The 26,133-nt window shown below is 74.2% G+C and carries 21 protein-coding genes; 9 read left to right on the top strand and 12 right to left on the bottom strand.

The features are described from left to right. Positions 1-4: 4 nt before the first annotated feature. From ABFT23_RS21245 to ABFT23_RS21235, 3 genes are read left to right on the top strand one after another with little or no spacing between them, the layout of a single operon-like run. Positions 5-547, top strand: coding sequence for a phage tail protein (locus ABFT23_RS21245; protein ID WP_347898869.1), 543 nt, complete (start codon positions 5-7; stop codon positions 545-547). Further along, the gene (locus ABFT23_RS21240; protein WP_347898867.1) at positions 544-1,617 is read left to right on the top strand and encodes a zinc ribbon domain-containing protein; all 1,074 of its coding nucleotides are present in this window, start codon (positions 544-546) and stop codon (positions 1,615-1,617) included. Before ABFT23_RS21245 ends, ABFT23_RS21240 begins: the two co-directional genes overlap by 4 nt. Next, positions 1,604-3,583, top strand: a complete 1,980-nt coding sequence (locus ABFT23_RS21235; RefSeq protein WP_347898865.1) for a hypothetical protein — start codon at positions 1,604-1,606, stop codon at positions 3,581-3,583. The genes ABFT23_RS21240 and ABFT23_RS21235 overlap by 14 nt, the downstream gene beginning before the upstream one ends. Positions 3,584-3,586: 3 nt before the next feature. Here ABFT23_RS21235 and ppsA read toward each other — a convergent pair whose 3' ends face one another. Both ppsA and ABFT23_RS21225 read right to left on the bottom strand, forming a co-directional pair. Beyond that, positions 3,587-6,013 (bottom strand): phosphoenolpyruvate synthase, encoded by a 2,427-nt coding sequence (gene ppsA, locus ABFT23_RS21230; RefSeq protein WP_347898863.1) that lies wholly within the window; start codon positions 6,011-6,013, stop codon positions 3,587-3,589. Next, complete coding sequence (locus ABFT23_RS21225) at positions 6,010-6,903, bottom strand: pyruvate, water dikinase regulatory protein (RefSeq protein ID WP_347898861.1); 894 nt, start codon at positions 6,901-6,903, stop codon at positions 6,010-6,012. The genes ppsA and ABFT23_RS21225 overlap by 4 nt, the downstream gene beginning before the upstream one ends. A gap of 180 nt (positions 6,904-7,083) precedes the next feature. Here ABFT23_RS21225 and ABFT23_RS21220 point away from each other — a divergent pair, with 180 nt between their 5' ends. Continuing rightward, positions 7,084-7,338: a mycoredoxin gene (locus ABFT23_RS21220; protein WP_347898859.1), complete on the top strand. Its 255-nt coding sequence runs from the start codon at positions 7,084-7,086 to the stop codon at positions 7,336-7,338. 3 nt (positions 7,339-7,341) lie between these two features. Here the strand turns inward: ABFT23_RS21220 and nudC are convergent, their stop codons facing one another. After that, positions 7,342-8,253: an NAD(+) diphosphatase gene (gene nudC, locus ABFT23_RS21215; RefSeq protein ID WP_347898857.1), complete on the bottom strand. Its 912-nt coding sequence runs from the start codon at positions 8,251-8,253 to the stop codon at positions 7,342-7,344. A gap of 23 nt (positions 8,254-8,276) precedes the next feature. Here nudC and deoD point away from each other — a divergent pair, with 23 nt between their 5' ends. Beyond that, on the top strand, positions 8,277-8,972 hold the full coding sequence (gene deoD, locus ABFT23_RS21210; protein WP_347898855.1) for a purine-nucleoside phosphorylase: 696 nt from the start codon (positions 8,277-8,279) through the stop codon (positions 8,970-8,972). 27 nt (positions 8,973-8,999) lie between these two features. Next, entirely contained in the window at positions 9,000-10,070 is a 1,071-nt protein-coding gene (locus tag ABFT23_RS21205) for an NAD(P)-binding domain-containing protein (RefSeq protein WP_347898853.1), read from the top strand. Here the strand turns inward: ABFT23_RS21205 and ABFT23_RS21200 are convergent. The 5 genes from ABFT23_RS21200 to ABFT23_RS21180 form a co-directional block, all read right to left on the bottom strand. Beyond that, a complete protein-coding gene (locus tag ABFT23_RS21200; RefSeq protein ID WP_347898851.1) occupies positions 10,021-11,241 on the bottom strand; it encodes an ATP-binding protein in 1,221 nt (406 codons plus the stop codon). The two genes, ABFT23_RS21205 and ABFT23_RS21200, sit on opposite strands and share 50 nt — an antisense overlap. Before the next feature lie 40 nt (positions 11,242-11,281). Further along, complete coding sequence (locus ABFT23_RS21195) at positions 11,282-14,506, bottom strand: ATP-dependent DNA helicase (RefSeq protein ID WP_347898849.1); 3,225 nt, start codon at positions 14,504-14,506, stop codon at positions 11,282-11,284. Then, positions 14,503-17,778 (bottom strand): ATP-dependent helicase, encoded by a 3,276-nt coding sequence (locus tag ABFT23_RS21190; protein ID WP_347898847.1) that lies wholly within the window; start codon positions 17,776-17,778, stop codon positions 14,503-14,505. The genes ABFT23_RS21195 and ABFT23_RS21190 overlap by 4 nt, the downstream gene beginning before the upstream one ends. A 66-nt stretch (positions 17,779-17,844) precedes the next feature. Next, entirely contained in the window at positions 17,845-19,353 is a 1,509-nt protein-coding gene (locus ABFT23_RS21185) for a potassium/proton antiporter (RefSeq protein ID WP_347898845.1), read from the bottom strand. After that, the gene (locus tag ABFT23_RS21180; protein ID WP_347898843.1) at positions 19,340-19,699 is read right to left on the bottom strand and encodes a hypothetical protein; all 360 of its coding nucleotides are present in this window, start codon (positions 19,697-19,699) and stop codon (positions 19,340-19,342) included. Before ABFT23_RS21180 ends, ABFT23_RS21185 begins: the two co-directional genes overlap by 14 nt. A 337-nt stretch (positions 19,700-20,036) precedes the next feature. Between ABFT23_RS21180 and ABFT23_RS21175 the strand changes: the two genes are divergently transcribed. Both ABFT23_RS21175 and ABFT23_RS21170 read left to right on the top strand, forming a co-directional pair. Then, entirely contained in the window at positions 20,037-20,972 is a 936-nt protein-coding gene (locus ABFT23_RS21175) for a sensor histidine kinase (RefSeq protein ID WP_347898841.1), read from the top strand. Continuing rightward, positions 20,972-21,643, top strand: a complete 672-nt coding sequence (locus ABFT23_RS21170; RefSeq protein WP_347898839.1) for a response regulator transcription factor — start codon at positions 20,972-20,974, stop codon at positions 21,641-21,643. Before ABFT23_RS21175 ends, ABFT23_RS21170 begins: the two co-directional genes overlap by 1 nt. 5 nt (positions 21,644-21,648) lie before the next feature. On the opposite strand, the gene ABFT23_RS21165 is transcribed toward ABFT23_RS21170, so the two are convergent. Further along, the gene (locus ABFT23_RS21165) at positions 21,649-22,083 is read right to left on the bottom strand and encodes a cupin domain-containing protein (RefSeq protein ID WP_347898837.1); all 435 of its coding nucleotides are present in this window, start codon (positions 22,081-22,083) and stop codon (positions 21,649-21,651) included. Between the two features lie 135 nt (positions 22,084-22,218). On the opposite strand from ABFT23_RS21165, the gene ABFT23_RS21160 reads away from it, so the two are divergent. Then, positions 22,219-22,920 (top strand): hypothetical protein, encoded by a 702-nt coding sequence (locus tag ABFT23_RS21160; RefSeq protein ID WP_347898836.1) that lies wholly within the window; start codon positions 22,219-22,221, stop codon positions 22,918-22,920. Positions 22,921-22,936: 16 nt separating this feature from the next. Here ABFT23_RS21160 and ABFT23_RS21155 read toward each other — a convergent pair whose 3' ends face one another. The 3 genes from ABFT23_RS21155 to ABFT23_RS22615 all read right to left on the bottom strand — a co-directional run bounded on the left by ABFT23_RS21155 (position 22,937) and on the right by ABFT23_RS22615 (position 26,100). Then, positions 22,937-23,659, bottom strand: a complete 723-nt coding sequence (locus ABFT23_RS21155; RefSeq protein WP_347898834.1) for a lysophospholipid acyltransferase family protein — start codon at positions 23,657-23,659, stop codon at positions 22,937-22,939. Between the two features lie 150 nt (positions 23,660-23,809). After that, positions 23,810-25,000 carry a trypsin-like serine protease gene (locus tag ABFT23_RS21150; protein ID WP_347898832.1) on the bottom strand — a complete coding sequence of 397 codons (1,191 nt, stop codon included), beginning with the start codon at positions 24,998-25,000 and terminating at the stop codon, positions 23,810-23,812. A gap of 164 nt (positions 25,001-25,164) precedes the next feature. Next, positions 25,165-26,100 (bottom strand): peptidoglycan-binding domain-containing protein, encoded by a 936-nt coding sequence (locus tag ABFT23_RS22615; protein WP_457623849.1) that lies wholly within the window; start codon positions 26,098-26,100, stop codon positions 25,165-25,167. Between the last annotated feature and the right edge of the window lie 33 nt (positions 26,101-26,133).

Here is a 26,133-nt window from a genome sequence, read left to right as displayed (position 1 = left end):
GGGGATGGTGCCCGGCCTGGCGTCGCCCGCCCCGCTGCTGCACCGCCTGCCCGGCGTGCTGCAGGACGACGACTTCACCCAGCGCTTCGTCGCCGCGTTCGACGACGGCTACGCCCCGATCCTGGTGACCCTCGACTCGCTGGCCTGCTACGTCGACCCGCAGCTCGCCCCGGCCGACTTCGTCGACTACCTCGCCGGCTGGGTCGGCGTCGACCTCGACGACACGTGGACGCTGCCGCAGCGCCGCGCGATCGTGGCGGGCGCCGCCGCCGTGCACCGCCGGCGCGGCACCCGTCGCGGCGTCGAGGAGGCGCTCGGCCTCGGGCTCGGCGCCCGGGTCACGGTGCGCGACAGCGGCGGCTGCACGTGGTCGGCCTCGCCCGGCGGCCCGCTGCCCGGTTCCGCCCCCGCCCGCATGGAGGTCACCATCGACGTCGACGACCCCGACGCGCTCGACCCGCGCCGCGTCGAGACGCTCATCGAGTCGACCAAGCCGGCGCACGTCGCGCACATCGTGACCGTCGTGCGCGGCCGGAGCGCCTCGTGAGCGCGTCGCGCGCGTGCCCCGACTGCGGCGCACCGCTCGAGGCCGGCGAGCAGTTCTGCGGCAGCTGCGGCTGCTACGTCGACTGGAGCCCTCCCGAGCCCGAGCCGGTCGTCGACGCGTCGCCCCCGCCGGCCCCGCCGACCCCTTCTCCCCCGCAGTCCTCGCCGTCCGTGCCACCGCCGTCCGTACCGCCGGCCGCGGCCCTGGTCGCGCCCCAGCAGCCCGCTCCGCAGCAACCGGTGGCCCGGCAGCCCGGAGCGGCGCAGGTCGCCCCGCCGCCGCGCCACCAGGCGGTGCCGCCGGAGCCGGTCAACCCCGGCGACCTCGTGTGCGGCCAGTGCGGCGCGGGCAACAAGCCCACCCGCAGGTTCTGCCGCCGGTGTGGCCACGACCTCGTCGACGCGGTCGTGGCCAGGACGCCCTGGTGGCGCCGGATCCTTCCCCGGCGGACGACGCGGGTCGACGAGGCCGGCACCCACCCGGCGGCTCGCCGGCCGGGCGGACGACGCCGGGTGCCGGCCCGGCTGCTCACCCTGCTCGTCGTCGTCGGCCTGCTCGCCGGCGGTGGTCTGCTGCTCCGCGGGCAGGTCGGTGGCCTCGTCGACCTCGTCCGCGACCGCGTGCAGGGTGTCGAGCGCGTCGTCCCGGCCACGGCGACGGCGTCCAGCGCCCAGGAGGGGCACGGCCCGAACCTGGTCAAGGACGGCACGCCCAACAAGTACTGGGCGCCCGCGAAGGCCGGCGACGGCCGCGGCGAGCACGTCGACGTCGCCTTCGACGCCCCCGTGCGGCTCGTCTACGTGCTCGTCACGCCGGGCGTCACCACCTCCGACGAGGAGGCCTTCCAGCAGCAGGGACGCCCGGCCGAGCTGCGCGTCGTCGTGACCCACGACGACGGCAGCCGCGAGGTCACCGACGTCGAGCTCGAGGACAAGCGGGGCGACGTCCGGGTGACGATCCGCCAGAGCGAGGTGACGGCGGTGCGGTTCGAGATCGTCAGCACCCACGCCGGCAACGCCCCCGGCAGCCGGCCCGCGATCGGGGAGCTCGAGTTCTTTGTCCGCAAGTAGCCCGCCCGACGGCGCCTGCCCGCGCTGCGGAACCCCGCGCTCCGGGCCGGGCGAGCAGTTCTGCCCGGTCTGCGACACGTTCCTGGCCTGGCACGCCCCCGCGACCGACGAGGTCGCCGCACCACCGGCCCCCGCAGCCGACGAAGCCGGTCCGCCGACCGTGCCGTTCTCCCTTCCCGGCCAGCCACCGGCACCGCCGCGCCCGTCGGCGGACGCGCCGCGCCGTCCGCCCGACCGGGTGCGCCCGCCGGTCGTCTCCACCGACACGGCCGAGGTCGAGGTCGCGCCGCTCGTGCCCGGCACCTTCCCGCTCGCGCTGCGCAACGGCTCGTCGATCGTCGACTCCTACGAGGTCGTCGTGGCCGACCCGCCCCCGTGGCTGGCGATCCAGCACGGCGACACCAACCTGCTGCCCGAGGAGTCCCGCACGGTGTCGGTGACGCTCTCGGTGCGGCCCGAGACGCTGGCCCTCGCACAGCGCCTGCCGGTCGTCGTCCGGGTGCGGTCGACCGTCGACCCCGGGCGGGTGGCCGAGGTGCCGCTCACCGTCGTCGTCCCGCTGTCGGGGCCGCCGGCGACGCTGGTAGCGCACCCGAGCCTGGTGCGGCTGCAGGACGCCGAGCACGGCGCGTTCGGCCTGCGCCTCGACAACCGCGCCTCGAACCACCCACGCACGTACCGGTTCTCGGTCTCCGACCCCGAGGGCGTCGTCCGGGTCGACCTGCAGCCGCTCGTCGCCCAGGTGCCCGCCGGCGGCACCGTCGACGTCGCCGCCCGCTTCGTCTCCCCCGCTCCCGGCCCCGGTGAGCAGTCGTCACGCCAGCTGAGCATCACGGCCACCGACGAGCAGGGTCCGGTGACCACCCAGGTCACGGTCACCCAGGAGACCGCCGCCGTCCGTGAGCGCGTGCCACTCAAGCTGCGGCTCGAGCCGAGCCAGGTCGTGCTCGCCGGCGGGACCACGGCCCGCGTCGACGTGGTCGTCGACAACCGCGCCAACGGCGACGATGCCGTCGTGACCCTCCGCGGTCGCGACCCGGCCGGCGTGCTCGGGTTCCGGTTCGACCACACCGGGTTCACCGTCGGCGCCGGGCGCGCCGTCCGGCTCGGCGTCACCGTGACCGCTCCCCCGGCGCCACGCGGCCAGTCGGTCACCCGGCCGTTCTCGGTGGTGGCGCAGGCCGCCGGGCTCGAGTCCGAGATCGACGGCCGGCTCGAGCTCAGCTCGCGCCAGGCGGCCATCGCCTCCGCGGCCGTGCACGTGCAGCCGGCCCACCTGGTCACGTCCTCCCGCAGGGGTGAGTTCGCCGTCGACGTCGACAACCGCCAGGGCGGCGAGCCGCTGCACGTCGTCCTGTCGGCCGCCGACGAGTTCGGCCGGGCCCGCATCGGCTTCCACCCGGTGCAGCTGTCGGTGCCGCCCGGTCAGGTCGCCCGCTCGACGATGACCGTGACCCACGACCGGCCCGACGGCGGCACCTCCGAGACCCGGCGGCTGCGGGTGACGGCGTCGTCCGGGCCCGACGCGGTGCACGGCGAGGCCACGTTCACCCAGGAGGCCGACAGCCACCGACGCCTGTGGGCGGTCCTGCTCGGCCTGCTCGGCACGCTCACCGCGGTCGCCGGCGTCCTCGTGCACCTGCGCGACGCGACCGTCGGCGGCATCCGCTTCACCGTCGAGGCGCTCGTCGACGAGACCAGCGGCGGCGGGGTGCCCGACGAGCTCCTCGTGCGCGCCAACGTCCAGCTGCTGTGCCTGGCGCTCGTGCTGCTCACGGGGGTGCTGATGCTGATCTCGCTCACGGGCACCACCGGCACGGGTCTGCGCCGTGGCGCCGTCGCCGTCGTGCTGCTCGGCGTCGGCACCATGGTCGCGATCGAGGACGTCACCCTCGGTCTCGGACTCGTGGTGAGCGGCGCCGTCGTCGCGTTCGTGGGCGGGGTGCTGCTCCGGCAGCGCGCCTGACCGTCAGGCCGTGCCCGCCTTGGCGGCGAGCCGTTGCCAGGTGGCGACGACCGTGTCGGGGTTGAGCGACATCGACTCGATGCCCTGCTCGAGCAGCCAGTCGGCGAGGTCGGGGTGGTCGGAGGGCCCCTGGCCGCAGATGCCGACGTACTTGCCGCGCGCCTTGCAGGCCTGGATGGCCAGCGAGAGCATGTGCTGGACGGCGGGATCGCGCTCGTCGAAGCCGTCGGCGACCAACGCCGAGTCGCGGTCGAGGCCCAGCGTCAGCTGGGTCATGTCGTTGGACCCGATCGAGAAGCCGTCGAAGTGGTCGAGGAAGCGGTCGGCCAGCACGGCATTCGACGGCACCTCGCACATCATCACGACCTCGAGGCCGTTGGTGCCGCGCTCGAGGCCGTGCCGGCCCAGCAGCGCGATGACGCCCTCGGCCTCCTTGAGCGTGCGCACGAACGGGATCATCACCTTGACGTTGGTCAGGCCCATCTCGTCGCGCACGTGGCGCAGCGCCTCGCACTCCATGGCGAAGCACTCGGCGAAGTCCTCCGACAGGTACCGCGACGCGCCGCGGTAGCCGATCATCGGGTTCTCCTCGTCGGGCTCGTAGCGCTCGCCGCCGACCAGGTTGGCGTACTCGTTGGACTTGAAGTCGCTCATGCGCACGATCACCGGCTCGGGCGCGAAGGCGGCGGCGAGCATCGAGACCCCCTCGACCACCCGCTGCACGAAGTACTCGCGCGGCGAGGCGTAGGCCGCCACCGTCTCCTCGATCTCCGAGCGCAGCGGGCCGGCGTCGAGGCGGCCGGCCTCGAGGTCGAGCAGGGCCTTGGGGTGGATGCCGATCTGCCGGTTGATGATGAACTCGAGCCGCGCCAGGCCGATGCCGCGGTGGGGCAGCTGGGCGAACGAGAACGCCTGCTCGGGGGTGCCGACGTTCATCATGATCTTCACCGGTACGTCGGGCATGGCGTCGAGCTCGGTGCGCTCGACGGTGAAGTCGAGCAGGCCGTCGTAGACCAGCCCGGTGTCGCCCTCGGCGCACGAGACCGTGACCTCGGCACCGTCGGCCAGCGTGCCGGTGGCCGAGGTCGTGCCGACGATGGCCGGGATGCCGAGCTCGCGGGCGATGATCGCGGCGTGGCAGGTGCGGCCGCCGCGGTTGGTCACGATGGCCGAGGCGCGCTTCATGATCGGCTCCCAGTCGGGGTCGGTCATGTCGGCGACGAGCACCTCGCCCTCGACGAAGTCGCTCATCTGCTCGATCGAGCGGAGCACGCGCACGGGACCGGCGCCGATCTTCTGACCGATGGCGCGTCCCTCGACGAGGACCCCGGCGTCCTGGGTCACGGCCTTGTCGATGGAGAAGCGCTCGAGGGCTCCGCTGCGCCGTGACTGCACGGTCTCGGGGCGGGCCTGCAGGATGTAGAGCAGGCCGTCGACGCCGTCGCGGCCCCACTCGATGTCCATCGGTCGGCCGTAGTGCTCCTCGATGACCAGGGCGTGGCGGGCCAGCTCGGTGACCTCGTCGTCGGTGAGCGAGAGCACGCGCGACTGCTCGGGCTCGACGTCGACGAACTCGGTGGTGCGCCCGACCGTGGCGTTGCTCGTGTAGACCATCTTGGTGCGCTTGGCGCCCACGCCCCGCTTGAGGATCGCCGGTCGGCCGGCCCGCAGCGCCGGCTTGTAGACGTAGAACTCGTCGGGGTTGACCGCACCCTGCACGACGCCCTCGCCGAGACCCCACGCCGAGGTGACGAAGACGGCGTCGGTGAAGCCGGACTCGGTGTCCATCGTGAACATGACGCCGGAGGCGCCGACGTCGGAGCGCACCATCTTCTGCACGCCGGCCGAGAGCCCGACGTCGGCGTGGGCGAAGCCGTGATGCACGCGGTAGGCGATCGCGCGGTCGTTGTAGAGACTCGCGAAGACCTCGCGGACGGCGAGCAGCACCGCATCGATGCCGCGCACGTTGAGGAACGTCTCCTGCTGCCCGGCGAAGCTGGCGTCGGGGAGGTCCTCGGCGGTGGCCGACGACCGGACGGCGAAGCTGGCCTCGTCCTGCCCGTCGACGGCCGACTCGCCGGCCAGCCGCTCGTAGGCCGCTCGGATGTCGGCCTCGAGGTCGGCCGGGAACTCCTGCTCGACGACCGCCGTCCGGATCTCGCGGCCCACCTCGGCGAGCCGGCGGACGTCGTCGGTGTCGAGGCCGTCGAGCATCTCGCTGATGCGCTCGGCCAGCCCGGTGTCGCCGATGAAGCGGTGGTAGGCGTCGGACGTCGTGGCGAAGCCGTCCGGCACCCGCACGCCGAGGTCGGTCAGGTGCGAGACCATCTCGCCGAGCGAGGCGTTCTTGCCGCCGACCTGGTCGAGGTCGCCCAGCCCGAGCTCGGAGAACCATCGGACGTTGGCTGAGGTGGGGTTGGTGCCGGTCATGAAGTGCTGCCTCCCTGGGCATCGCGGGCCTTGATCCGTTCACGGCTGGGGACCCCGCCGTTGCGCTTGAGCGTCTGGAGCACGAGGGCCGCCATCTCCTCGACCGACTTGGTCGCCGAGTCGATCGTCGGGATCCGGTGCCGGTCGAACAGCAGGCCCGCCTGCCGCAGCTCCCAGCGGCACTGGGACAGCTCGGCGTAGCGGGAGCCCGGACGGCGCTCGTTGCGCACGCGGCTGAGGCGGTCGGCGGTCGTGGTGATGCCGAAGCACCGGTCGGCGAGGTCGCGCACGGGCCGGGGCAGGTCGCGCGACTCGAGGTCCTCGTCGACCAGCGGGTAGTTGGCCACGAACAGCCCGTGCTGCAGCGCGAGGTACATGCTCGTCGGCGTCTTGCCGCAGCGCGACGGCGCCAGCAGGACGACGTCGGCCCGGTCGAGCGCGCGCAGGCTCTGGCCGTCGTCGTGCTCGATGGTGAACTCCACCGCGGCCATGCGGGTGTTGTAGCGCTTGATGTCGCCGACGCCGTGCAGCCGGGCGACCTCGCGCACGCCCTGCTGCCCGAGCACCTGCTCGACCCGGCCCATGTGCATCTCGAAGAAGTCGATGATCGGCGCGCGGGTCCTGGCCAGCTCGAGCCGGATCTGGTCCTCGGCGGCGGTGGTGAAGGCCAGGGGCGTGACGGGTCCGTCCATCGCCTCGTCGAGGATGGCGACCACCTCGCGGGCCTTCTCGACCGTGCCGATGAACGGGATCGTCGTCCGCTCGAAGACGAGGTCGGGGAACTGGATGAGCAGCGCGTTGCCCATCGTCTCGGCGCTGATGCCGGTGGAGTCGGACAGGAAGAAGACCGGGACGACGCCGTCGGCGTCGGGATCGCCCACCTCGCTCACGCGCGCTCCCTCCCCGCAACGATCGGTCCCGTCGAACCTAGTCGGCCGGCCCGTGCCGCGCCACGACCGCCCGCGACGTGGTCGGCCGGGCGAGACGACCGTCACCCGGAACAGAGCGACCGCCCGGATGGTTGCATGGAGGCAACCTCCACCTACCCGACCCGATGGGACACAGCAGCGATGAGCGAGACCGCCACCTTCACGATGTACTCCACGCCGTGGTGCGGCTACTGCCACCGGCTGCGCGGCCAGCTCGACCGCGAGGGCATCGGCTACGAGGTCGTCGACATCGAGCAGCAGCCCGAGGCCGCCCAGCTCGTCGAGTCGGTCAACAACGGCAACCAGACCGTGCCCACCCTCGTCTACTCCGACGGCTCGGCGCAGACGAACCCGTCGCTGGCCCAGGTGAAGGCCAAGCTCGCCGAGCTGGCCTGATCCTCACCACTGGCCGGGCAGCGGCCCGCCGTACCAGTGCTCGATCAGCGAGCGACTGATCGACACGCCGCCGGGCAGCACCAGGCCACCCGCGGTGGCCTCGTCGCGCATCTGCGCGCGGGTGAGCCAACGGGCGTCGGCCAGCTCGTCGTCGGCGAGGTCGATCTCGGTGGTGACGGCGCGGCCGACGAAGCCGAGCATCAGGCTCTGTGGCAGCGGCCACGGCTGGTTGCCGAAGTAGGTGACCTCGCCCACGACCACGCCGGCCTCCTCAGCGACCTCGCGGCGGACGGCGTCCTCGAGCGTCTCGCCGGGCTCGCAGAAGCCGGCCAGGGTCGAGTAGCGGCCCTCGGGCCACTGGGGCGACCGCCCGAGCAGGCAGAGCTCGTCGTCGGCCCCGGGCTCGCCCGACGTGACCAGCATGATGACCGCCGGGTCCGTGCGCGGGAACTGCGTGCGCCCGCAGACCGTGCAGCGCAGCTCGTGACCCGCGGCCTCGGGCGCGAGCCGGCCACCGCAGCGCGGGCAGTGGCGGGTGGCCCAGTGCCACTCGGCGAGGCCGAGCGCGTGGAAGACCAGCGGGGCGTCGACGACCTGGTCGCCCGCGAGGGCCGGCAGGAGCCCGCGCAGCGGGTACCACTCGCCCTCCTGGCTCTCCGCGGCCTCCGGGCCGGTGATCACGGCCCAGTGGGTGGTGCCGTCGCGCTCGCCGAGGAGCACCCGCACCCCGTCGGGCGCCTCGGCGGTCTCGACCCACGGCAGCGCCCCCTCGACCGGTCGCACCCGGGTGCCGGAGACGACGAGGGCCCGCGACGACGCGTCGTGCCAGCGCTCGGCGAGCCAGTCGGGGTCCTTGCGACGGACGCCCAGACGATCGTGGGCGCCGGCGCTCAGCAGCAGGTGCGGGTGACTCACGGTTCGAGCCTAGAGTCGCCGACATGAGCACCCACATCGGCGCCGGCGACGGCGCGATCGCCCCGACCGTCCTCCTGCCCGGCGACCCGCTGCGCGCGCGGTGGATCGCCGAGACGTTCCTCGACGACGCCGTGTGCTACTCCGAGGTGCGCGGCATGCTCGGGTTCACCGGCACGTGGCAGGGGCGGCCGGTCTCGGTACAGGGCTCGGGCATGGGGCAGCCGTCGATGGCCATCTACGTCAACGAGCTGTTCCGCGACTACGACGTGCAGTCGATCGTGCGGGTCGGCTCCTGCGGTGCGCTGACCGACCGCCTGGCGATCCGCGACGTCGTCATCGCCTCGGGCGCGTGCACCGACTCCTCGATGAACCGGATCGCGTTCGAGGGACTCGACTACGCGCCGGTGGCCGACTTCGATCTGCTCCGCGACGCCGCCGCGGCCGCGCCCGAGGCGCACGTGGGCCTGATCTTCAGCGGTGACTCGTTCTACTCCGCACGACCCGAGCTGCTGACCCGCATGGTCGAGCACGGCGTGCTCGCCATCGAGATGGAGGCCAGCGCGCTCTACACGCTCGCCGCCCGCTTCGGGCGGCGAGCGCTGGCGATCTGCACCGTCTCCGACCACATCGTCACCGGCGAGGAGACCACGGCCGACGAGCGCCAGGAGACCTTCGGGCGCATGGTCGAGATCGCGCTCACGGCGGCCCTCGGGAAGTAAGCACCGGCCGGCGGGCGTTGCCGTCACATGGACGTGCTCGACAGCCTCGTGATCGGCGCCGGTCAGGCCGGGCTGTCGACGTCGTACCACCTGACCCGGCTCGGCGTGCGGCACGTCGTCCTCGACGCCGACGACGCGCCGGGCGGTGCCTGGCAGCACCGGTGGGACTCGCTGACCATGCACGACGTGCACGGCATCGCCGCCCTGCCGGACAGCCTGTCCCCCGAACCTGACCCGGCCGAGCGGGCCAACGTCGCCGTCCCGGCCTACTTCGCCGCCTACGAGCGCGACCACGACCTGCCCGTGGTGCGTCCGGTGCGCGTCGACCGCGTGCACGACGACCGCGACGACCCGGGCCTGCTCGTCGTCGAGGCGGGCGAGCGCTCGTGGACGACGCGCACGATCGTCAACGCGACCGGCACCTGGACCCACCCGTTCGTGCCGCGCTACCCCGGCGCCGAGACGTTCACCGGCCCGCAGTGGCACACCGTCGCCTACCCGGGCGCCGAGGCGTTCCGCGGCCTGCGCACCGCGGTCGTCGGCGGCGGCGCCTCGGCCGTGCAGCTGCTCGGCGAGATCGCGCTGGTCACCGACACGCTGTGGGTGACCAGACGCGAGCCGGTGTGGCGCACCGACGACTTCACGCCCGAGGTCGGTCGCGCCGTCGTCGCCCTCGTGGAGGAACGGGTGCGCCAGGGCCTGCCGCCGGCCAGCGTCGTCAGCGTCACCGGCCTGGCGCTGCGCGAGCAGGAGCGCGCGGCCGAGGCCCTCGGCGCCTACGCCCGGCGACCGATGTTCACCTCCGTCGAGCCGGACGCCGTCCGCTTCGCCGACGGCACCCGCGAGCCGGTCGGGGCGATCCTGTGGGCGACGGGCTTCCGGCCCGCGGTCACGCACCTCGCTCCGCTGCGCCTGCGCAGCGAGCGCGGCGGCATCCAGCTCGACGGCACGACCGCCGTCGCCGACCGTCGCGTGCAGCTGGTCGGCTACGGCCCGTCGGCGAGCACCATCGGGGCCAACCGGGCCGGCCGGACGGCGGCGCTCGGCGTCATTGCGAGTCTCGGTCGCGCACCCAGCGGTCGAAGCCGGGCATCGTGAACCGCACGAGCCCGTGACCCACGGGCTCGATGATGCCCTTGTCGATGAGCCGGTCGCGCGGCACGCTGATCGCGCGCGAGTCGACCCCCATCTCGCGGGCGATGGCGGCCCGCGTGATGTTGCCCGTGCCGGCCGCGGCCATCGCCACGATGAACGACTGCTCGAGGCCGGTCGCGACCGCCCACCGCGCGGCGTACATCGCGCGGAGCTGCTGCTCGGCCCCGGGCAGGCCGGCCGAGACGTCGTCGATGTCGAGCACGTCGCCGCCGACCGGACGCCGCGACGTCCAGGTCGAGCTGCCGAGCAGCTGCAGCAGGTAGGGGTGCCCGCCACAGTGCTCGAGCACGAGGTCGAGGGCGTCGGACGACCACGCCACGCCGAGGTCGGCGGCCGGCCCCGCCAGCAGGTGCCGTGCGTCGGCGGGGCTGAGCACGTCGAGCGGCACGAACGCGCTGCGCTCGCCGAACGTGGCCGCCCGGACGATGGCCTCGGGCGTCACCGGGAGCCCGGCCGTGACGACCGTGAGTGGGGTGTCGGCCCGCGCGCCGTCGAGGTTCTGCACGGCGTTGAGCAGCGTGCTCATGTCGTCGGCGGAGGCGGCGTGCAGCTCGTCGATGTAGACCACCAGCCCCGCACCACCGCGTGCCCGGACGGCGCGGGCCGCCTCGCCCAGGAGGTCCTGCAGCGCGCCGATCGGGGCCTGGGCCGCGACGTCGTGGTCGCCGTCGTCGGCGGCGTCGCCGGTGACCTCGCCCCCGACGCTGACGCCCAGCACCCCGACCTCGAGCGACAGCCCGCGCATGCGGTCGCGCCAGCTGCGGCGCTGCTCGGGCGCGAGGTCGACCGCCTCGAGGGCCCGGTCGACGCTGTGGGCGAGCTCGGCGAGGAACGGCCGCTCGCGTGAGCAGGCCAGCCACGCGCTGGCGAAGCCGAGCGCCTCGGCCTCGCGCTCGGAGGCACGCAGGAGCGAGGTCTTGCCGAGCCCGCGGGGTGCGTGGAAGACCAGGAGCGGGCCGGCGAGCTCGCCGAACGACGCCACCCGACCGAGCCGGTCGCGGACCCGGCCGAGCTCGACCTCGCGACCGGCGAGCACCCGGGGCACCTGGCCCGGGCTGTAGGGATCGGCAGCACCGGCGGCACCCGTGGGACCCGGGCCTGGGAGCGAGCTCATCGGCATACTCCGTTATACCTCGCGAAAGTATAACAAGGCATCAGGAGGCGGCTCCGCTCACGAGTCGCTCGAGATCGACCCGGCCGGCGAGCTCGGCCGGCTCGACGAGCTCGCCGGTGCGGACGTAGTAGAAGCCGGCCCGCACCTGCTCGAGGGGCAGGCCGTGGAGCTCCGCCCACGCGAGCCGGTAGATCGCCAGCTGCAGCGGGTCGGCGGTGCGGGCGTGGCTGGTCTTCCAGTCGACCACGAGCACCGAGCCGTCGGGCTCGCGGTAGACGGCGTCGATGCGCCCGCGCACCACCTGGCCGGCGAGCACCAGCGCGAAGGCCGGCTCGACGGCGACGGGGACCCGGTCGGCGAACGCGCCCTTCTCGAAGGCCTCGACCAGCTCGGCCAGCTCGGCGTCGTCGGCGACGTCGGAGTCGCCACGCCCGGAGAGCTCGTCGGTGTCGAGCAGCGTGAGCTGGCCGAACCGCGCCTCGACCCAGGCGTGGAACCGGGTGCCGAAGCGCGCGGCCGGGGACGGCGGCCGCGGCATCGGCCGGGCGAGCTCGCGAGCGAACTCGCCGGCGTCGTCGCGCAGGCGGGTGAGCGCGGTGGCCGACACGGCCGACGGCATCGGCACCTCGACCAGGTCGCTGCGGTCGCGTCGGGCCTCGACGAGCAGGCGGTCGATCTCGGCGTCCCACTCGGCGACGCGTGCGGCCGTGATCATGTCGAGGTCGGCGTCGTCGGCCGCAACGTCGGCGCTCGCCACCCGGGCCGCGGCCTCGAGCCGCAGGGTCGCCTCGGTGGTGGCCACGGTGGCCGGCCACGGCACCGAGGGGTCGACGTCGGCGTAGGGGTGGGGGTCGCCCTTGGCCGGCTTGTCGCGCCACGGGTCGGCGTCGGTGCCCCACTGCCGGAGCAGGTCGCGCAACGTCGCCTGGTAGGCCGACGGACCGAACGGCGTGGGGCGCTGGCCCCAGCAGTAGGACGACACGACGAGCCGGTGCGCCGGCCGGGTGACCGCCACGTAGCCGAGGCGCAGCTCCTCCTCGGCGTCGTGCTCGCGCGTCGAGCGCCGGTAGGCCTCGAGGGCGGCCTTGTCGTGACCGGCCAGCTGGGGCAGGTCGCCGGCGTCGCCGCGGAGCGGGGCGGGCAGCACGGAGGGGGACGACGTCCAGAGCGTGCGCGAGCGGTTGGACGGGAACCGCGTCTCACCCACGCCGACGAGGAAGACCGAGGCCCACTCAAGGCCCTTGGCGCGGTGGACCGTGAGCAGCTTGACGGAGTCGGCCTCGCTCGGCGTGGCGAGGTCGAGGCCGTTGCCCTGGTCGTCCTCCGCGGTGAGGTAGGCCAGGAGCGCGGGCAGCGTGACCTCGCCGTCGACGGCCTGGAAGTCGGCGACCGCCTTGACGAACAGGTCGAGGTTGTCGCGTCGGGCCGCCGCGGCCGGGCTCACCGCCGAGGCGAGCTCGACGTCGACGCCGCTCGCGTCGAGGATGCGCCGCACGAGGTCGAGCAACGGCTCGCCCACGTGGCCGCGCAGGTAGTGCAGCTCGTCGGCGAGCAGCGCGAACCGGTCGAGCGCCTCGTCGGAGAACGGCAGCTCGCCGGGATCGACGAGGGCGTCGTCGAGGGCCGGGAGCTCGGCGGGGTCGACGCCGTCGGCGATCTCGACGAGGTGGTCGGCGAGGGCCATGCCGGCGCCGTCGACGCCGGCCCGCCCGGAAAGCTCGAGCGCCCGGCGGCTCAGCAGCCGCAGGTCACGCGGACCGACGGCCCACCGCGGCCCGGTGAGCAGGGTGAGCAACGACGGGTTGTGCGTGACGTCGTGCAGCAGGTGGAGCGTGGCGACGACCTCGGCCACCTCGGGCAGTCGCAGCAGTCCCTTGAGGCCGACGATCTCGACCGGGATGCCGACGCCGGTCAGGGCGTCGAAGACCTGCTCGGCGTGGGAGTTGTCGCGGGTGAGCACCGCGACGTCGGACCACAGTCCGCCCGGCTGCCCGGTGTGCACGGCGCGGACGTCGTCGGCCAGCGCGGCCAGCTCGCTCTCGGCGGTCTCGTGGACGGCGACCCGCACCTCGCCGTCGGCGGCACCGTCGGCGGCCACCAGCGGCTCGACCTGGTCGTAGGCCTCGTAGAGCGGCGCGGCCAGGTGGTTGGCGGCCTCGAGGATGCGCCGGTCGGAGCGGCGGCTGACCGTGAGGTGGTAGAGCGCCGTCCGGCCCGTGGCGGCCGGGAAGAACGAGCCGAAGTTGACGATGTTGCTCACCGACGCGCCCCGCCAGCCGTAGATCGCCTGGTTGGGGTCGCCGACCGCGGTGACGGCGTGGCCCTGCCCGGTCTCGGGGTCGGGGCCGGAGAACAGCCGCGAGAGCATGATCGCCTGGGCGACCGAGGTGTCTTGGTACTCGTCGAGGAGCACGACCTTGAACTTGCCGCGCTCGACCTCGCCGACCTCGGCCCGTTCGCGGGCGAGCCGGGCGCCGAGCTCGATCTGGTCGGAGAAGTCCATGAGCCCGAGGTCGGACTTCAGCCGGCGGTAGTCGGCGACGAGCTGGAGCAGCTCGGCGCGACGGTCGATCGCGTTGGCGGCCTTCTCGGGCGGCTCGCGGTAGGTCTTGCGGTCCTTGCCCGCCCGCTCCTCCGCGGCCGCGCGGAGGAACGCCTCACGCTCGCGGGCGTCGAAGGCACGCACGTCGTCGAGGGTGACCAGGTGCTCGCTCATGGCGCCGTCGAGGGCCAGCAGGTTCTGGATCGCGGTGGGAGGGTGGTCGGTGAGGTGGTGGACGTCGCCGGTGAAGCGGTCGACCACGCGAGCGCCGAGCTGGTAGCGGGCGGCGTCGGTGACGACGCGGGTGTCGGGCTCGTGGCCGATGCGCAGGCCGTGCTCGGTGAGCAGCTGGGCGGCGTAGGCGTTGTAGGTGAGCACGGTGAGCTCGACCGCCTCGTCGCCCTCGACCTCGCCGCCCGGGCCGCGCGCGTCGCCGAGCGCCCCGGCGGTGACGAGCGCATCGCGGATGCGCTTGCGCAGCTCGCTGGCCGCCTTGGTGGTGAAGGTGAGGCCGAGCACCTCGTCGGGGCGCACCTGGCCCGTGACGACGAGGTGCACCACCCGGGCGGCCATGAGGGTGGTCTTGCCCGAGCCGGCGCCGGCGATGACGACGGCGGGTGCGAGCGGGGCGCTGACCGCGGCCCACTGCTGCTCGCTCACCGGGTAGGGCGAGCGCATCACCTGCTGCAGCTCGGCCGGCGTGCGAATCTCGCGCGGCGTCACGTCATCGACCCCGCGCTGCGGGCCGGGCAGACAGGCACGAAGGAGCAGTCGCGGCAGTGGGCGCCGGGCACGGCCGGGAACTGCTCGGTGCGCAGCAGGTGGGCGGCCAGCCCGATGTCGGCGCGCAGCGCGCGCCGCTCGGGCCCGTCGGCCGACGGCGCCTCCTGGGTCTGGACGACGGCGGAGTCGTTGTCGTCGAGGCTGCCGAGCTGCACGAGCTGGGCGCCGCCGGCGCGGCCGGTGGCACCGTCGGGCAGGAGGTCGTCGGCGGCGCCGGCGTCGACGGCGTACTGGTAGAGCGCGAGCTGGCGGTGCTGTGCGACGGCCGGGCCGGTGGGCATGGAGCGGTTCGTCTTGAGGTCGACCACGACGACGGAGCCGTCGGCCGCGACCTCGAGACGGTCGGCGAAGCCGGTGAGCCGGACGGCGACCGGGGCGGCGTCGGGCCCCTCGGGCGAGTCGACCTCGACCTCGGCCGAGAAGCCCTGCTCGACGCCCACGAGGGTGCGGGTGTTGGCGTGGTGCCAGCGCAGGAAGCGGCCGAGCGCGGCGCGGATGCGGTCGTGCTCGCGCGCCTTCGACCAGGGGGTGCGGAACTCCAGGCGCTCCCAGACCTCGTCGACGTGGCTCATGAGCACGTCGGCGTCGTCGATGCCGGCGTCGAGCTCGCCGGTGGCCACCCGCTGGGCGAGCGCGTGCACCACCTGGCCGAGGTTGGCGGCCTGGTGCGAGCGCGCGACCCCTCCGGCCTCGCGCTCGAGGAAGTACTGGGTGGGGCAGAGCATCAGGTGGTCGAGCACGCTGGCCGAGACCGGCACCGGCCGGTCGGCGTCGCGCACGGGCTCGACCGACCGCGACCTCGACCGGGTGCCCCACCACGACGACGGGTCAGCCTGCGGCACGAGGCGCCGCGGGCCTGCGGCCTCGCTGGCCAGTCGGGCGAGCCGGCGGGCGGCGGCGGCGCGCAGCGGCTCGGGGCTGGCGGGGTCGGCGAGGGCGCGCCGCAGGTCGGCGACGAGGCCGTTCATCGACAGCGGGCGCTGCGGTCGTCCGACATGGTGGACGACGGGCACGCCGAGCTCGTCAAGGAACCGCGAGGGCTGCTCGCCGTCGTCGTCGGGCGAGGCGACGGCGGTGACGACGAGCCGGTCGCGGGCGCGGGTGCAGGCGACGTAGAACAGCCGGCGTTCTTCGAGCAGCAGCTCGCGCGGCGTGACGGGTGGGACGAGGCCGTCGTCGCCGATGCGGTCGGCCTGCAGGAGCGTGGCGCGCCGGCGCAGGTCGGGCCAGGCCTCCTGCTGCACGTGGGCGACGACGACGAGGCGCCACTCGAGGCCCTTGGAGCGGTGGGCGGTGAGCAGCCGGACGGCGGAGCCGCGCGCGCCCCGCTCGGCGAGCGTGTCGGCCGGGATCTGCTGGGCCGAGAGCGTGGCGAACAGGTCGGCGACGCCGAGGTGCACGCGCTGCTCCTCGGCGCGGGCGACGGCATCGAAGAGGGCGCAGACGGAGTCGAGGTCGCGGTGCGCGCGCCGGGCCGCTCCCCCGCCGTGCTCGACCGAGCGGCGCAGCCGCTCGGGCCACCGGGTGCCCGACCAGAGCCGCCACAGCACGTCTTCGGCCGACGCTCCGGCGTCGAGGTCGGCCCGGCAGCCGGCGAGCAGCCGGGCGAGGGCGCGGGCACGCTCGACCTCGGGCCCCTCGAGCCCGTCGAGGAAGTCGGCACGGACCACGACCGAGCGCAGCAGGTCGCGCGAGGTGGGTGGGGTGGCGTCGCCGTCGCGCGCCTCGGCCTTGGCCCGGGTGCGCAGCGCACGACCGAGACGTCGCACCTGGCCGGCGTCGAGCCCGCCGAGCGGGCTGAGCAGGAGCGCCTCGGCCCGCGAGGCATGCACGAAGTCGACGTGGTCGGGGTCGTCGTTGTCGAGGTTGACCACGGCGCGGACGGCCTCGAGCAGCGGCAGCACGGCGGGGTCGCGCACGAGCGGCACCTCGTCGCTGCTGACCTCGACCGGCACCCCGGCGGCGCCGAGAGCGCGACGCAGCGGCGGGATGGACGTGCGCCCCGAACGGACCAGCACGGCCATGTCGGACCAGTCGACGCCGTGCTCGAGGTGCGCGCGGCGGAGCAGGTCGGCGAGGTGCTCGGCCTCGGCCCGGTCGGTGTCGAAGGTGAACACCTCGGCGCGACCCACGCCGCGTGCCTCGGAGACCGGCTGGAGGAACGCCTCCTTGGCCGCCTCGGGGATCGAGCCGGGCAGGGCGAGCCGGGAGGCGATGCGCTGGGAGGCGAGCAGCAGGTGGGCGCCGAAGCGCCGGGTGGTGCGCAGCGCGACGACGTCGGCCGGGCGGCCGTCGCGACGCGGGAACCGGGCCGGGAAGTCGAGGATGCCGCGGACCTCGGCGCCGCGGAAGCCGTAGATGGACTGGTGCGGGTCGCCGACGGCGACCAGGTTGAGCCCGTCGCCGGCGAGCTGGCGCAGCAGGGCGACCTGCCCGGGGTCGGTGTCTTGGTACTCGTCGACGAAGACGTAGCGGAACCGCTGCCGCAGCTCGTCGCGGTGGACGGCGGCCTCGATGGTCGCGCGCCGGATGAGGTCGGCGTAGTCGGTGGCGCCCAAGGAGTCGAGGGTCGTGAGGTACTGCTCGAGGAACAGCCCGGCCGCAGTCAGCTCGGGCAGGTCGTGCTCGGCGCCGAGTGCCGAGAGCTGCTCGCCGTCGAGCCCCTTCTCGCGGGCCCGGGACAGCACGGCGTTGACCTCGCGCGCGAAGCCGCGGGTGCCGAGCGCCCGGTGGAGACCGTCGGGCCAGGTGACCGACTCAGGGTGGTCGGTGAGCAGGTCGCGGAGCACGACGTCCTGCTCGGGCGCGGACAGCAGCCGCAGCGGCGCGGCGTAGATGTCGGCCGGCGCGTGGTGCCGCACGAGCGAGTAGGCGAAAGAGTGGAACGTGGACGACAGGCCGGTGGCCAGCGTGCGCCCCAGCCGGGCGGTGACCCGGTCGCGCAGCTGCTCGGCCGCCTTGCGCGAGAACGTGAGGGCCAGCACGTTCTCGGGCTGGACCCCGGGCTGCTGGAGCCGGTCGACCACGGCCTCGACCAGCGTGGTCGTCTTGCCCGTGCCGGGTCCGGCCAGCACCAGCAGCGGTCCCTCGCGGTGGTCGACCACGGCCTGCTGGTGCTCGTCGAGCGTCGGGACGACGACGTCGGACCGCTCGCGCACGAGCCGGTAGCTCGTGGCCGGGCTCGCGGTGCCCGGGGCGGCGGTCGTGGTCATGGACCTACCTAAGCAGCCACCTCCGACACCCGGCGGCCGAGCCACCGGCCGCGGGTCCGGTCCGGCTCAGCGCGAGGCGCCGGGGCCGGCGATGCGGTCGTGCCAGCCGGCGAGCCGGCCCGACCGGCTGACCGCTCGCACGCGGCGCTCGACGGCCGCGCGGTCGTCACGCGGTGCGGCCACGAGCACGTGGTCGCCCTCGCGGAGCGCCGTCGTCGGTCCGGGGGCCAGCAGGGCGCCGTCGCGCAGCAGCAGCGAGACGACGGCGTGCAGGGGCAGCCGCAGCTCGGCGACCTCCACCCCCGCCAGGCGTGAGCCGGGGGGCACCGAGAACTGCACGAGCGTGGCTCCGAGCTCGTCGAGCGGCGCCGACTCGACGGCGACGTCGCGCGGGTGGACGGCGGTGGTCGCGCCCGTGCGGCGGGCGACCCAGGGCAGGGCCGGGCCCTGCAGCAGGGTGAAGAGGACGACGAGCACGAACACGACGTCGAAGATCCGCTCGGACGCCGGCAGCCCGTTGCTCATCGGGATCGTGGCGAGCACGATCGGCACGGCGCCGCGCAGCCCGGCCCAGCTGATGAAGACCTGGTCGCGCCAGGGCACCTTGAACGGACCGGCGCACACCGCCACCGACACGGGTCGCGCGAGGAGGGTGAGCGCGCCGCCGACGACGAGGGCGGACGGCAGCGCCTCCCAGAGCCGGCCGGGGCTCGCTAGGAGGCCGAGCAGCACGAACAGGCCCATCTGCGACAGCCAGGCCAGCCCCTCGGCGAAGCTCGCCGTGGCCGTGCGGTGCGGCAGGGTCGCGTTGCCCAGCGTGAGGCCGGCGACGTAGATGGCCATCAGCGGGCTGCCGCCGAGCACGCCCGACACGGCGAAGCCTACGAACGCGATGGCGAGCGTGGCGATCGGGTAGAGGCCCGTGGCCGGGAGCGCGCTGCGGGCCAGCACCCAGACCCCCGCTCGGGCGACGACGAAACCCACCACGACCCCGGCCACCAGCTGGAAGACCACCTGTCCGGCCAACGCGAACCCGTTGGCGTCGCCCCAGGCGTCGGAGGCGACGACGGTGACCAGGATGATGACCGGTGGGTCGTTGAAGCCGGACTCGGCCTCGACGGTCGCCCGCAGCCGGGCCCGCACGGGCAACGTGCGCAGCACCGCGAACACCGCGGCGGCGTCGGTCGACGACGCCACGGCGCCCAGCAGGACCGCCGTGCGCAGGTCGACGTCGAGGACGACGTGCACGAGCGCCGAGGTGACGACGACCGAGACGGCGACGCCCAGCGTCGCGAGCACCCCGGCCAGCGGGGCGACCGGGCGCACCACCTGCCAGTCGGTCGAGAAGCCGCCCTCGGCCAGGATCACCGCGAGAGCGACGGTGCCGAGGACCTGGGTCAGCTCGGCGTCCTCGAACGGCAGACCCAGACCGGACTCGCCGATGACCAGCCCGAGAGCCAGGTAGAGCAGCAGGCTGGGCAGGCCGAGGCGGGTCGAGACGCGGACGGCGACCACGGCCGCCAGCAGCACCCCTGCGCCGACGAGGACGACGAGGTCGAGGTCAGCGGGATCCATCGACGCTGCCCGCGAGGACGGCGTCGAGCTCGACGAGACGCATCGAGCTGGTGTGGAGACCGTGCCGCGTGGTGGCCCGGTCGACGTCGGCGGTCAGGGCGTCCCAGTCGGCCAGGAGGGCCTCGGGCAGCTCGGGCACCGACGCGTGCGCGACGGCGGCGGCGAGCACCTGCTCGCCGGCCTCGGTCGCGGTGGCGACCGGGTCGACGAAACGCTCGTGGCGAGACGGGGTCACGAGGCGTGACTCGGTCTCGACGACGAGCCGGAGCTGGATCCCCTCACGGGTGGTGCCGCGCGCCACGAGGGCTATGTCGGGCCCGGTCGGCACCAGCACCGATGACGACACGGGAGCCCGGAGCCTCAGCCCGGACGACACCACCCGCTCGACGCGGCCACGCCTCGTCACGACGAGGAGATGGCCGGTCGGAACCCATCGGAGGAGCGCGAAAGCCAGCAAGCCGAGCGCGGGCACGCCCAGCACGACCCAGGCGGCGGGCTCGGGCTGTTGCGCCACGTGGGGCCTCCCGTCCTGGCGTGGTCCTGCTCGGCTCTGCGTCCGCGCTCCTCCGGTGGGTGGGGACGTCGTCCAGTCTTCGCGACGAGGACCCGTCGCGGTATGGGGTCCACCACCCATATGCGGCGGCCGCCGTGCCTAGCACGCTCGAGCGTGTGACGCTGTGGGGGTGCCGCTGTTCTGGAAGGTCGTGCTCGTCAACGGTGCCGTCTTCGTCGCCGGGGCGACCGCGCTGGTGCTCTCGCCCGCGACCGTCTCCGCCGACCCGTTGCGCTCGGAGGTGGTCGCCCTCGTCGTCGGGCTCACCGTCGTGCTGGGCACCAACGCCGTCATCCTGCGCCCGTCGCTCGGGCAGGTCGACCGCGTGGTCAGGGCGATGCGCTCGCTCGACCCGTCGCAGGAGGCGGGCCGACTGACCGAGCAGGACGGTCGCTCGCCCGGCGCGGTGCTCGTGCGCAGCTGGAACGGCATGCTCGACCGCCTCGAGGCCGAGCGGGCCGGGAGCCGCGCCCGGGCGCTCGCGGCGCAGGAGGCCGAGCGGCACCGCATCGCCCAGGAGCTGCACGACGAGGTCGGCCAGAGCCTGACCGTCGTCCTGCTCGGGCTCAAGCAGCTCGAGAACGGCGCGCCGCCCGACCTCGTCGACGGACTGCGCGAGCTGCGCGAGACGACCCGGGCCGGTCTCGACGACGTCCGACGCGTCGCGCGGCGGCTGCGCCCCGGAGTGCTCGACGACCTCGGCCTGCACAGCGCCCTCGCGGCGCTGGCCACCGAGATGTCGACGAGCGGGCTCGCCGTTCGGCCGCGGCTCACCCCCGGCCTACCAGCCCTGGCGCCCGAGACCGAGGTCGTGCTCTACCGGGTCGCGCAGGAGGCGGTCACCAACGCCGCGCGTCACTCGGGCGCGACGCGCGTCGACCTCGCCCTCGAGCGGATCGGCGACGGCATCGTCCTGCAGGTCACCGACGACGGTCGCGGGCTGGGCGACAGTCCCCCGGGCACGGGCATCACCGGCATGCGCGAGCGGGCCGTGCTGGTCGACGGCGACCTCACCGTCGAGAGCTCCGGTCGCGGCACGACCGTACGACTGGCGGTGGCGCCCTGATGACGACGTCGACCTCGACGCCCGCCCCCGCAAGCATCCTGCTCGCCGACGACCATGCTTTGGTCAGACGTGGAGTCCGACTGATTCTCGACGCCGAGCCCGACCTGGGGGTCGTGGCCGAGGCCGGTGACGGCGCCGAGGCCGTCGCGGCCCTCCGCACGACCGAGGTCGACCTCGTCGTCCTCGACATCGCGATGCCGCGCATGACCGGTCTGCAGGCCGCCCGCGAGATCGCGCGTCGGCGTGAGCCGCCGAAGGTCCTGATGCTGTCGATGCACGACAACGAGCAGTACTTCTTCGAGTCACTCAAGCTCGGCGCGAGCGGCTACGTGCTGAAGTCGGTGGCCGACGAGGACCTCGTCGCCGCGTGCCGCGCGGCCCTGCGGGGAGAGGCGTTCGTCTACCCCGGCGTCATGAGCGCGCTCGTGCGCGACTACCTCGACCGCCTGCGCCGCGGCGAGACCGTGCCGACCACCGTGCTCACCGAGCGCGAGGACCAGGTGCTCAAGCTGATCGCCGAGGGCGCGACGTCGAAGGAGATCGCCGCCGCCCTGACCATCAGCGTGAAGACGGTGGAGAAGCACCGCGCCTCGATCCTGGCCCGGCTCGGCATGCGCGACCGCACCCAGCTGACCCGCTACGCGATCCGGGCCGGGCTCATCGAGCCCTGACGCGGTCAGTCGCGTCGGGCCAGCTCGAAGTCGGCGAAGTCGAAGCCCGGCGACACGACGCACGAGACCAGGGCGTCGGCCTCGCCCGGCAGCGTGCGCTGCCACTCGCCGGCCGCGACCACGACCTGGGCCTGCCGCTCGCCGTCGAGCACGACGACGTCTCCGCCGGTCGGCTTGGCGGCGGAGCCACCGCGCTGCAGCGCGACCGTGCCGGTGTGCGCGAGCCACACCTCGTCGGAGGCGACCCGGTGCCAGGCCGACGTCTCCCCCGCCGCGAGGAAGAAGTGGATCAGCGTCGCCGTCGGGCGCACCCGGCCGTCGGGCAGGGTCACGGTCTCCGGCGATACCCAGGTCCGGCGGTACCAGCCACCCTCGGGGTGCGGCTCGAGACCGAGGCGGACGGCGGTGGCCGGCGTGGACGGCGTGGAAGGAGGTGGCATGGTCCGATGATGCCGTCCTCCCCACGGCCGCCGACCCCATGATTCGGCGTGTTCGGCCTCGGGCCCGACGGTGGTCCTCTAGCGTCGACGGGTCGCTCCCGGTCCGGTCCGGGGGTACCGACCCCTGGAGCACCGATGCCCCTGCCGCCCGTTCGCGTCCGCTCGCTCACGACGGGCGTCGCCACCGGCGCCGCGACCGCCGTCGGGGCGGCCTGCCTGACGGTGGCGAGCATCGTCCCGGCGCACGCCGACCGGGCCGAGGACGCGCCCGTGACGGCCGACGACCGGGTGACCGTGTCCGGCTCCTACACCGGGGCCGACTACGCGGGCGGCCAGTCGGTGCTCGTCGACGTCCTGGCCAACGACCGCGACCCGAACGGCGACGAGCTGGCCGTGTGCCGGGTCGAGGTGCCCGCCGGCGCGCCCCTCGTCGTCGCGGAGACCACCAGCGCCGCGTGGCGCGGCACCTCGGCGCCGACGGCGCTGCGGGTGGTCGCCACGGGCAACCGCGCGGCGTCCTACGCCGTCCGCTACTGGGCCTGCGACCACGACTACCTGACCCCGGCCACGCTGACCGTGACGGTCCGGCCGGTCGAGCCGGTGCGCGCCACGGTGCTGCGCAAGCGGCACCGGGTCCGGTTCACCAACCCGCTCCAGCGCGCCGTGAGGGTCGAGTGGGGCGGACTCCGCGGTCAGGACCCCGACGGCTCGGTGCGCATCCGACCCGGCCGCTCGAGGGTCGTCGACGTCGAGCGCCGCAACCTGGTCTGGATCGCCATGACCCGCACCCGGTCGACGCCCGTCGGCATCGGCGTGCTGCGGGGCCTGCGCCCCTGAGCCCCGGCGCGGCTCGTCAGGCGTCGGGCGGGCGCTCGTTGTAGATGCCGGCCGGCACCTGCCCGGAGAGGTCCTGGACCGCGGCCATGACCTCGTCGGTCAGGAGGCGGCGCGCCTTGCCGAGCGGGACGCCGTCGAAGCGGCCGGCGACCTCGATCGGCTCGCCGAACGAGACCTCGATCTTGACGATGCGGGGCAGCCGCGAGCCGACCGGCTGCAGCTTCTCGGTGCCGACGAGGCCGACCGGCACGACCGGCACGCCCGCGGTGAGTGCGAGGTGGGCGACGCCGGTGCGGCCGCGGTAGAGCCGGCCGTCGCGCGAGCGGGTGCCCTCGGGGTAGATGCCGAACGCCTCGCCCCGGCCGAGCACCTCGAGCGCGGTGTCGAGGCTGGCCAGCGCGGCCTTGGTGTCGTCGCGGTCGACCGGCAGCATGCCGAGCCCGCTGAACCAGGCCTTCGACAGCGCGCCCTTGACGCCGGGGCCGTCGAAGTAGTCGGACTTGGCCAGGAAGACGACCTTGCGGGGCACGACGACCGGGATGACGACGGAGTCGACGAAGCTCAGGTGGTTGCTGGCCAGCAGCACCCCGCCGGTGCGCGGCACGTGGTGTAGACCCGTGACCGTCGGGCGCCACACCGCCTTCGCGACGGGCGGCACCACCGCATGCAGTGCCCGGTACATGACCACGGGGTCAGTCTTGCGGTTACCGGTGGGTCCGGTGAAGTCGGTCCACGTCACTGCCGGTCGGATGGTGTGTCGAGAAATGCCGTCCGGCACTGTGCGCGCAATGGCGCGCACAGTGCCGGTGGCGGGTCCGTCGAGTGGCACTCTGCGCGCGATTGCGCGGAGAGTGCCGCGGCGAGGTCGTCCCTGAGGACGGCGGAGGCCTCAGAACGTCAGCTTGAACCCGCGGATCGATCCGGTGTCCTGGGCCGCGGTGTCCTGCACGCGCAGGGTCCAGGTGCCGTTGGCCGAGCCGGAGAAGGTCAGCGGGTAGGTCTGCACGATGTTGTCGGCCGAGCCGCCCGACTTGTTCGACACGACGAAGGACTGCCCGCTCGGCGAGACGACGGTGACGACGAGGTCGCCGCGGTAGGTGTGGGCGATGTCGACGCCGGCCTGCACGGAGGTCTTGCCGCTCACGCCGGTGACCTGCACGGTCGAGGTGACGGCGGCGCCGTTGTCGGGGATGGCGACGGTGGCGTTGTTCGAGAACGACGTGCCGCCGGGCGCCGTCGTCCCGCCCAGGGCGGCGGCCTGGGCGGCGATGTCGCCCGCGAGCGCGCTCACCTGGGCGTAGACGCCCGGGTAGCCGGCGCGGGCGCAGCCGTAGCCGTGGGAGACGATGCCGACCTGGATCCAGTTGCCGGCGCCGTCGCGCTTGACCATCGGGCCGCCCGAGTCGCCCTGGCAGGTGTCGACGCCGCCCTGCGAGTAGCCGGCGCAGATCTCGACGCCGGGGCTGAGCTCGTCGTACTGGCCCGCGTTCACCAAGGGCTGGTAGGCGGCGACGCAGTCGGAGTCGCTCACGAAGGGCACGGTGGCCTTGCGCTGGTAGCGCTGCTGGCCGCCGCCCTCGGACGCCGCGCCCCAGCCGACGATGGTGAAGGTGCCGTTGTCGTTGGCGGTGCTCGTCGCGATCGGGAGCAGCGTGGCGCCGCTGATCGGCGAGGAGAGCTTGACCAGCGCCCAGTCGCCGCCGCCGGAGCCGTACGACGGGTTGGCGTAGACCTGGGTCGAGGTGCGGGTCACGCGGCTCGAGCTCTGCAGGTCGACGACGCCGTAGGTCGCGGTGATCGAGGTGTCCGGGCCCGAGCCGTCGACGCAGTGCGCCGCGGTGAGCACGATCTGCTCGGTGTACATCGCGCCACCGCAGCCCATCGAGAGCCGGACCATCCACGGGAACTCGCCCTGGGCGGCCGTGGTGCCGCCGACGATGTTCGGGCTGACGGTGCCGTCGTCACCACCGGGCGCGGCCGACGACGGCGTCATCGTGGCGAGGGCCGCGACGACGCCGAGCGAGGCGGCCGCGGTGAGGACGGGACGTCGCCGGGCGGCGAGCCAGGAGCGCACGTGCATGGAGGAGCCTTCCGAGAGTGGATGGGCCGACGCGGGAGATCGTCCCGGGACGTCGGGTGCCCGCAGTCAACCGGTCCTGCGGGCCCGTGACATCTGGGGGAATCCCTCGTCGTGCTCGGAATCTTCCGGACGATCTCCGGCGCCGAACCGTCCGGCCCCGCGTGCTACGGGACGGCGGGCGCGCCGCCCTCGTGGGCCACGATGTCGCGCGCGAGCGACTCCCACTTCGCGTAGGCGTCGGGGCAGCACGAGCGCTGCACCCGCTGGGCGGCGACGGTGACCGACAACGACTGCCAGCCGCTGATGTCGAGCAGTCCCGGGTTGGCGGTGTGCGCGGCGACGCCGTAGAACGCCTGGCTCGCCAGCCGCGCGTCCTGGATCTGCGCGACGGTGCCCCAGCCCTGCGACGGCCGCTGCTGGAACAGTCCCACCGAGTCGCGGTCGCCGTAGTCGATGTTGACCAGCGTCGACTCCTGCATCGCGGTGGCGAGGGCGATGACCCAGCCGTACTCGGGCACGCCCGCGGCCTTGCCGACGCCGATGATCGTGCGTGAGCTCGCCTTCTGGGCATCGGACAGCGAGGCGTAGGTCGTGCCGGGCACCGAGCCGCCACCTCCGGTGCCGAGGAGCGTGGTCCAGGTGGCCGGGCCGACGACGCCGTCGACGCCGAGGCCGTTGGCCGACTGGAAGCCGCGCACCGCCGCGTCGGTCCCGGGCCCGAAGTCGCCGTCGGTGGCCAGTGACGAGCCGTGCTTGTTGAGCTGCACCTGCAGTGCCTGGACGGCGGGGCCGGTGTCGCCCTGGCGCAGGGTGCGGACGAGCTGGGCGAAGGTGGCGGGTCCGGCGACGCCGTCGGCGGTGAGTCCGGCCGACTGCTGGAACGCCGTCACGGCCTGCTGGGTGCCGGAGCCGAAGGCGCCGTCGGCGGCGGTGGTGAAGCCGCGCGAGGTCACCAGGTGCTGCAACGACGTCACGTTCGCTCCCGATGAGCCGTTGCGCAGGGTCGGGTACGACGCGGCCCACGACGGTGCCGCGGTGCTCACGAGGAGCGAGGCGAGCAGGCCGGTGAGCACGGTGAGCAGCAGGAGGACACGACGCATGGCCTTCACACCACCAGTCGGGGCCGCGGCCCG

Source organism: Nocardioides secundeburneus (assembly GCF_039939255.1).
Taxonomy (GTDB): domain Bacteria; phylum Actinomycetota; class Actinomycetes; order Propionibacteriales; family Nocardioidaceae; genus Nocardioides.
Note: the sequence above shows the minus strand (reverse complement) of the source record. Positions and strands in the feature narration are given on the sequence as shown.

Bases quoted from the DNA above. Each gene is read 5' to 3' on its own strand.
- ABFT23_RS21245 (WP_347898869.1), top strand. From the start codon at position 5: ATGGTGCCCGGCCTGGCGTCGCCCGCCCCGCTGCTGCACCGCCTGCCC.
- ABFT23_RS21190 (WP_347898847.1), bottom strand. From the start codon at position 17,778: ATGACCACGACCGCCGCCCCGGGCACCGCGAGCCCGGCCACGAGCTAC.
- ABFT23_RS21200 (WP_347898851.1), bottom strand. From the start codon at position 11,241: ATGAGCTCGCTCCCAGGCCCGGGTCCCACGGGTGCCGCCGGTGCTGCC.
- ABFT23_RS21220 (WP_347898859.1), top strand. From the start codon at position 7,084: ATGAGCGAGACCGCCACCTTCACGATGTACTCCACGCCGTGGTGCGGC.
- ABFT23_RS21150 (WP_347898832.1), bottom strand. From the start codon at position 25,000: ATGCACGTGCGCTCCTGGCTCGCCGCCCGGCGACGTCCCGTCCTCACC.
- ABFT23_RS21160 (WP_347898836.1), top strand. From the start codon at position 22,219: ATGCCCCTGCCGCCCGTTCGCGTCCGCTCGCTCACGACGGGCGTCGCC.
- deoD (WP_347898855.1), top strand. From the start codon at position 8,277: ATGAGCACCCACATCGGCGCCGGCGACGGCGCGATCGCCCCGACCGTC.
- ABFT23_RS22615 (WP_457623849.1), bottom strand. From the start codon at position 26,100: ATGCGTCGTGTCCTCCTGCTGCTCACCGTGCTCACCGGCCTGCTCGCC.
- ABFT23_RS21205 (WP_347898853.1), top strand. From the start codon at position 9,000: ATGGACGTGCTCGACAGCCTCGTGATCGGCGCCGGTCAGGCCGGGCTG.
- ABFT23_RS21165 (WP_347898837.1), bottom strand. From the start codon at position 22,083: ATGCCACCTCCTTCCACGCCGTCCACGCCGGCCACCGCCGTCCGCCTC.
- ppsA (WP_347898863.1), bottom strand. From the start codon at position 6,013: ATGACCGGCACCAACCCCACCTCAGCCAACGTCCGATGGTTCTCCGAG.
- ABFT23_RS21170 (WP_347898839.1), top strand. From the start codon at position 20,972: ATGACGACGTCGACCTCGACGCCCGCCCCCGCAAGCATCCTGCTCGCC.
- ABFT23_RS21185 (WP_347898845.1), bottom strand. From the start codon at position 19,353: ATGGATCCCGCTGACCTCGACCTCGTCGTCCTCGTCGGCGCAGGGGTG.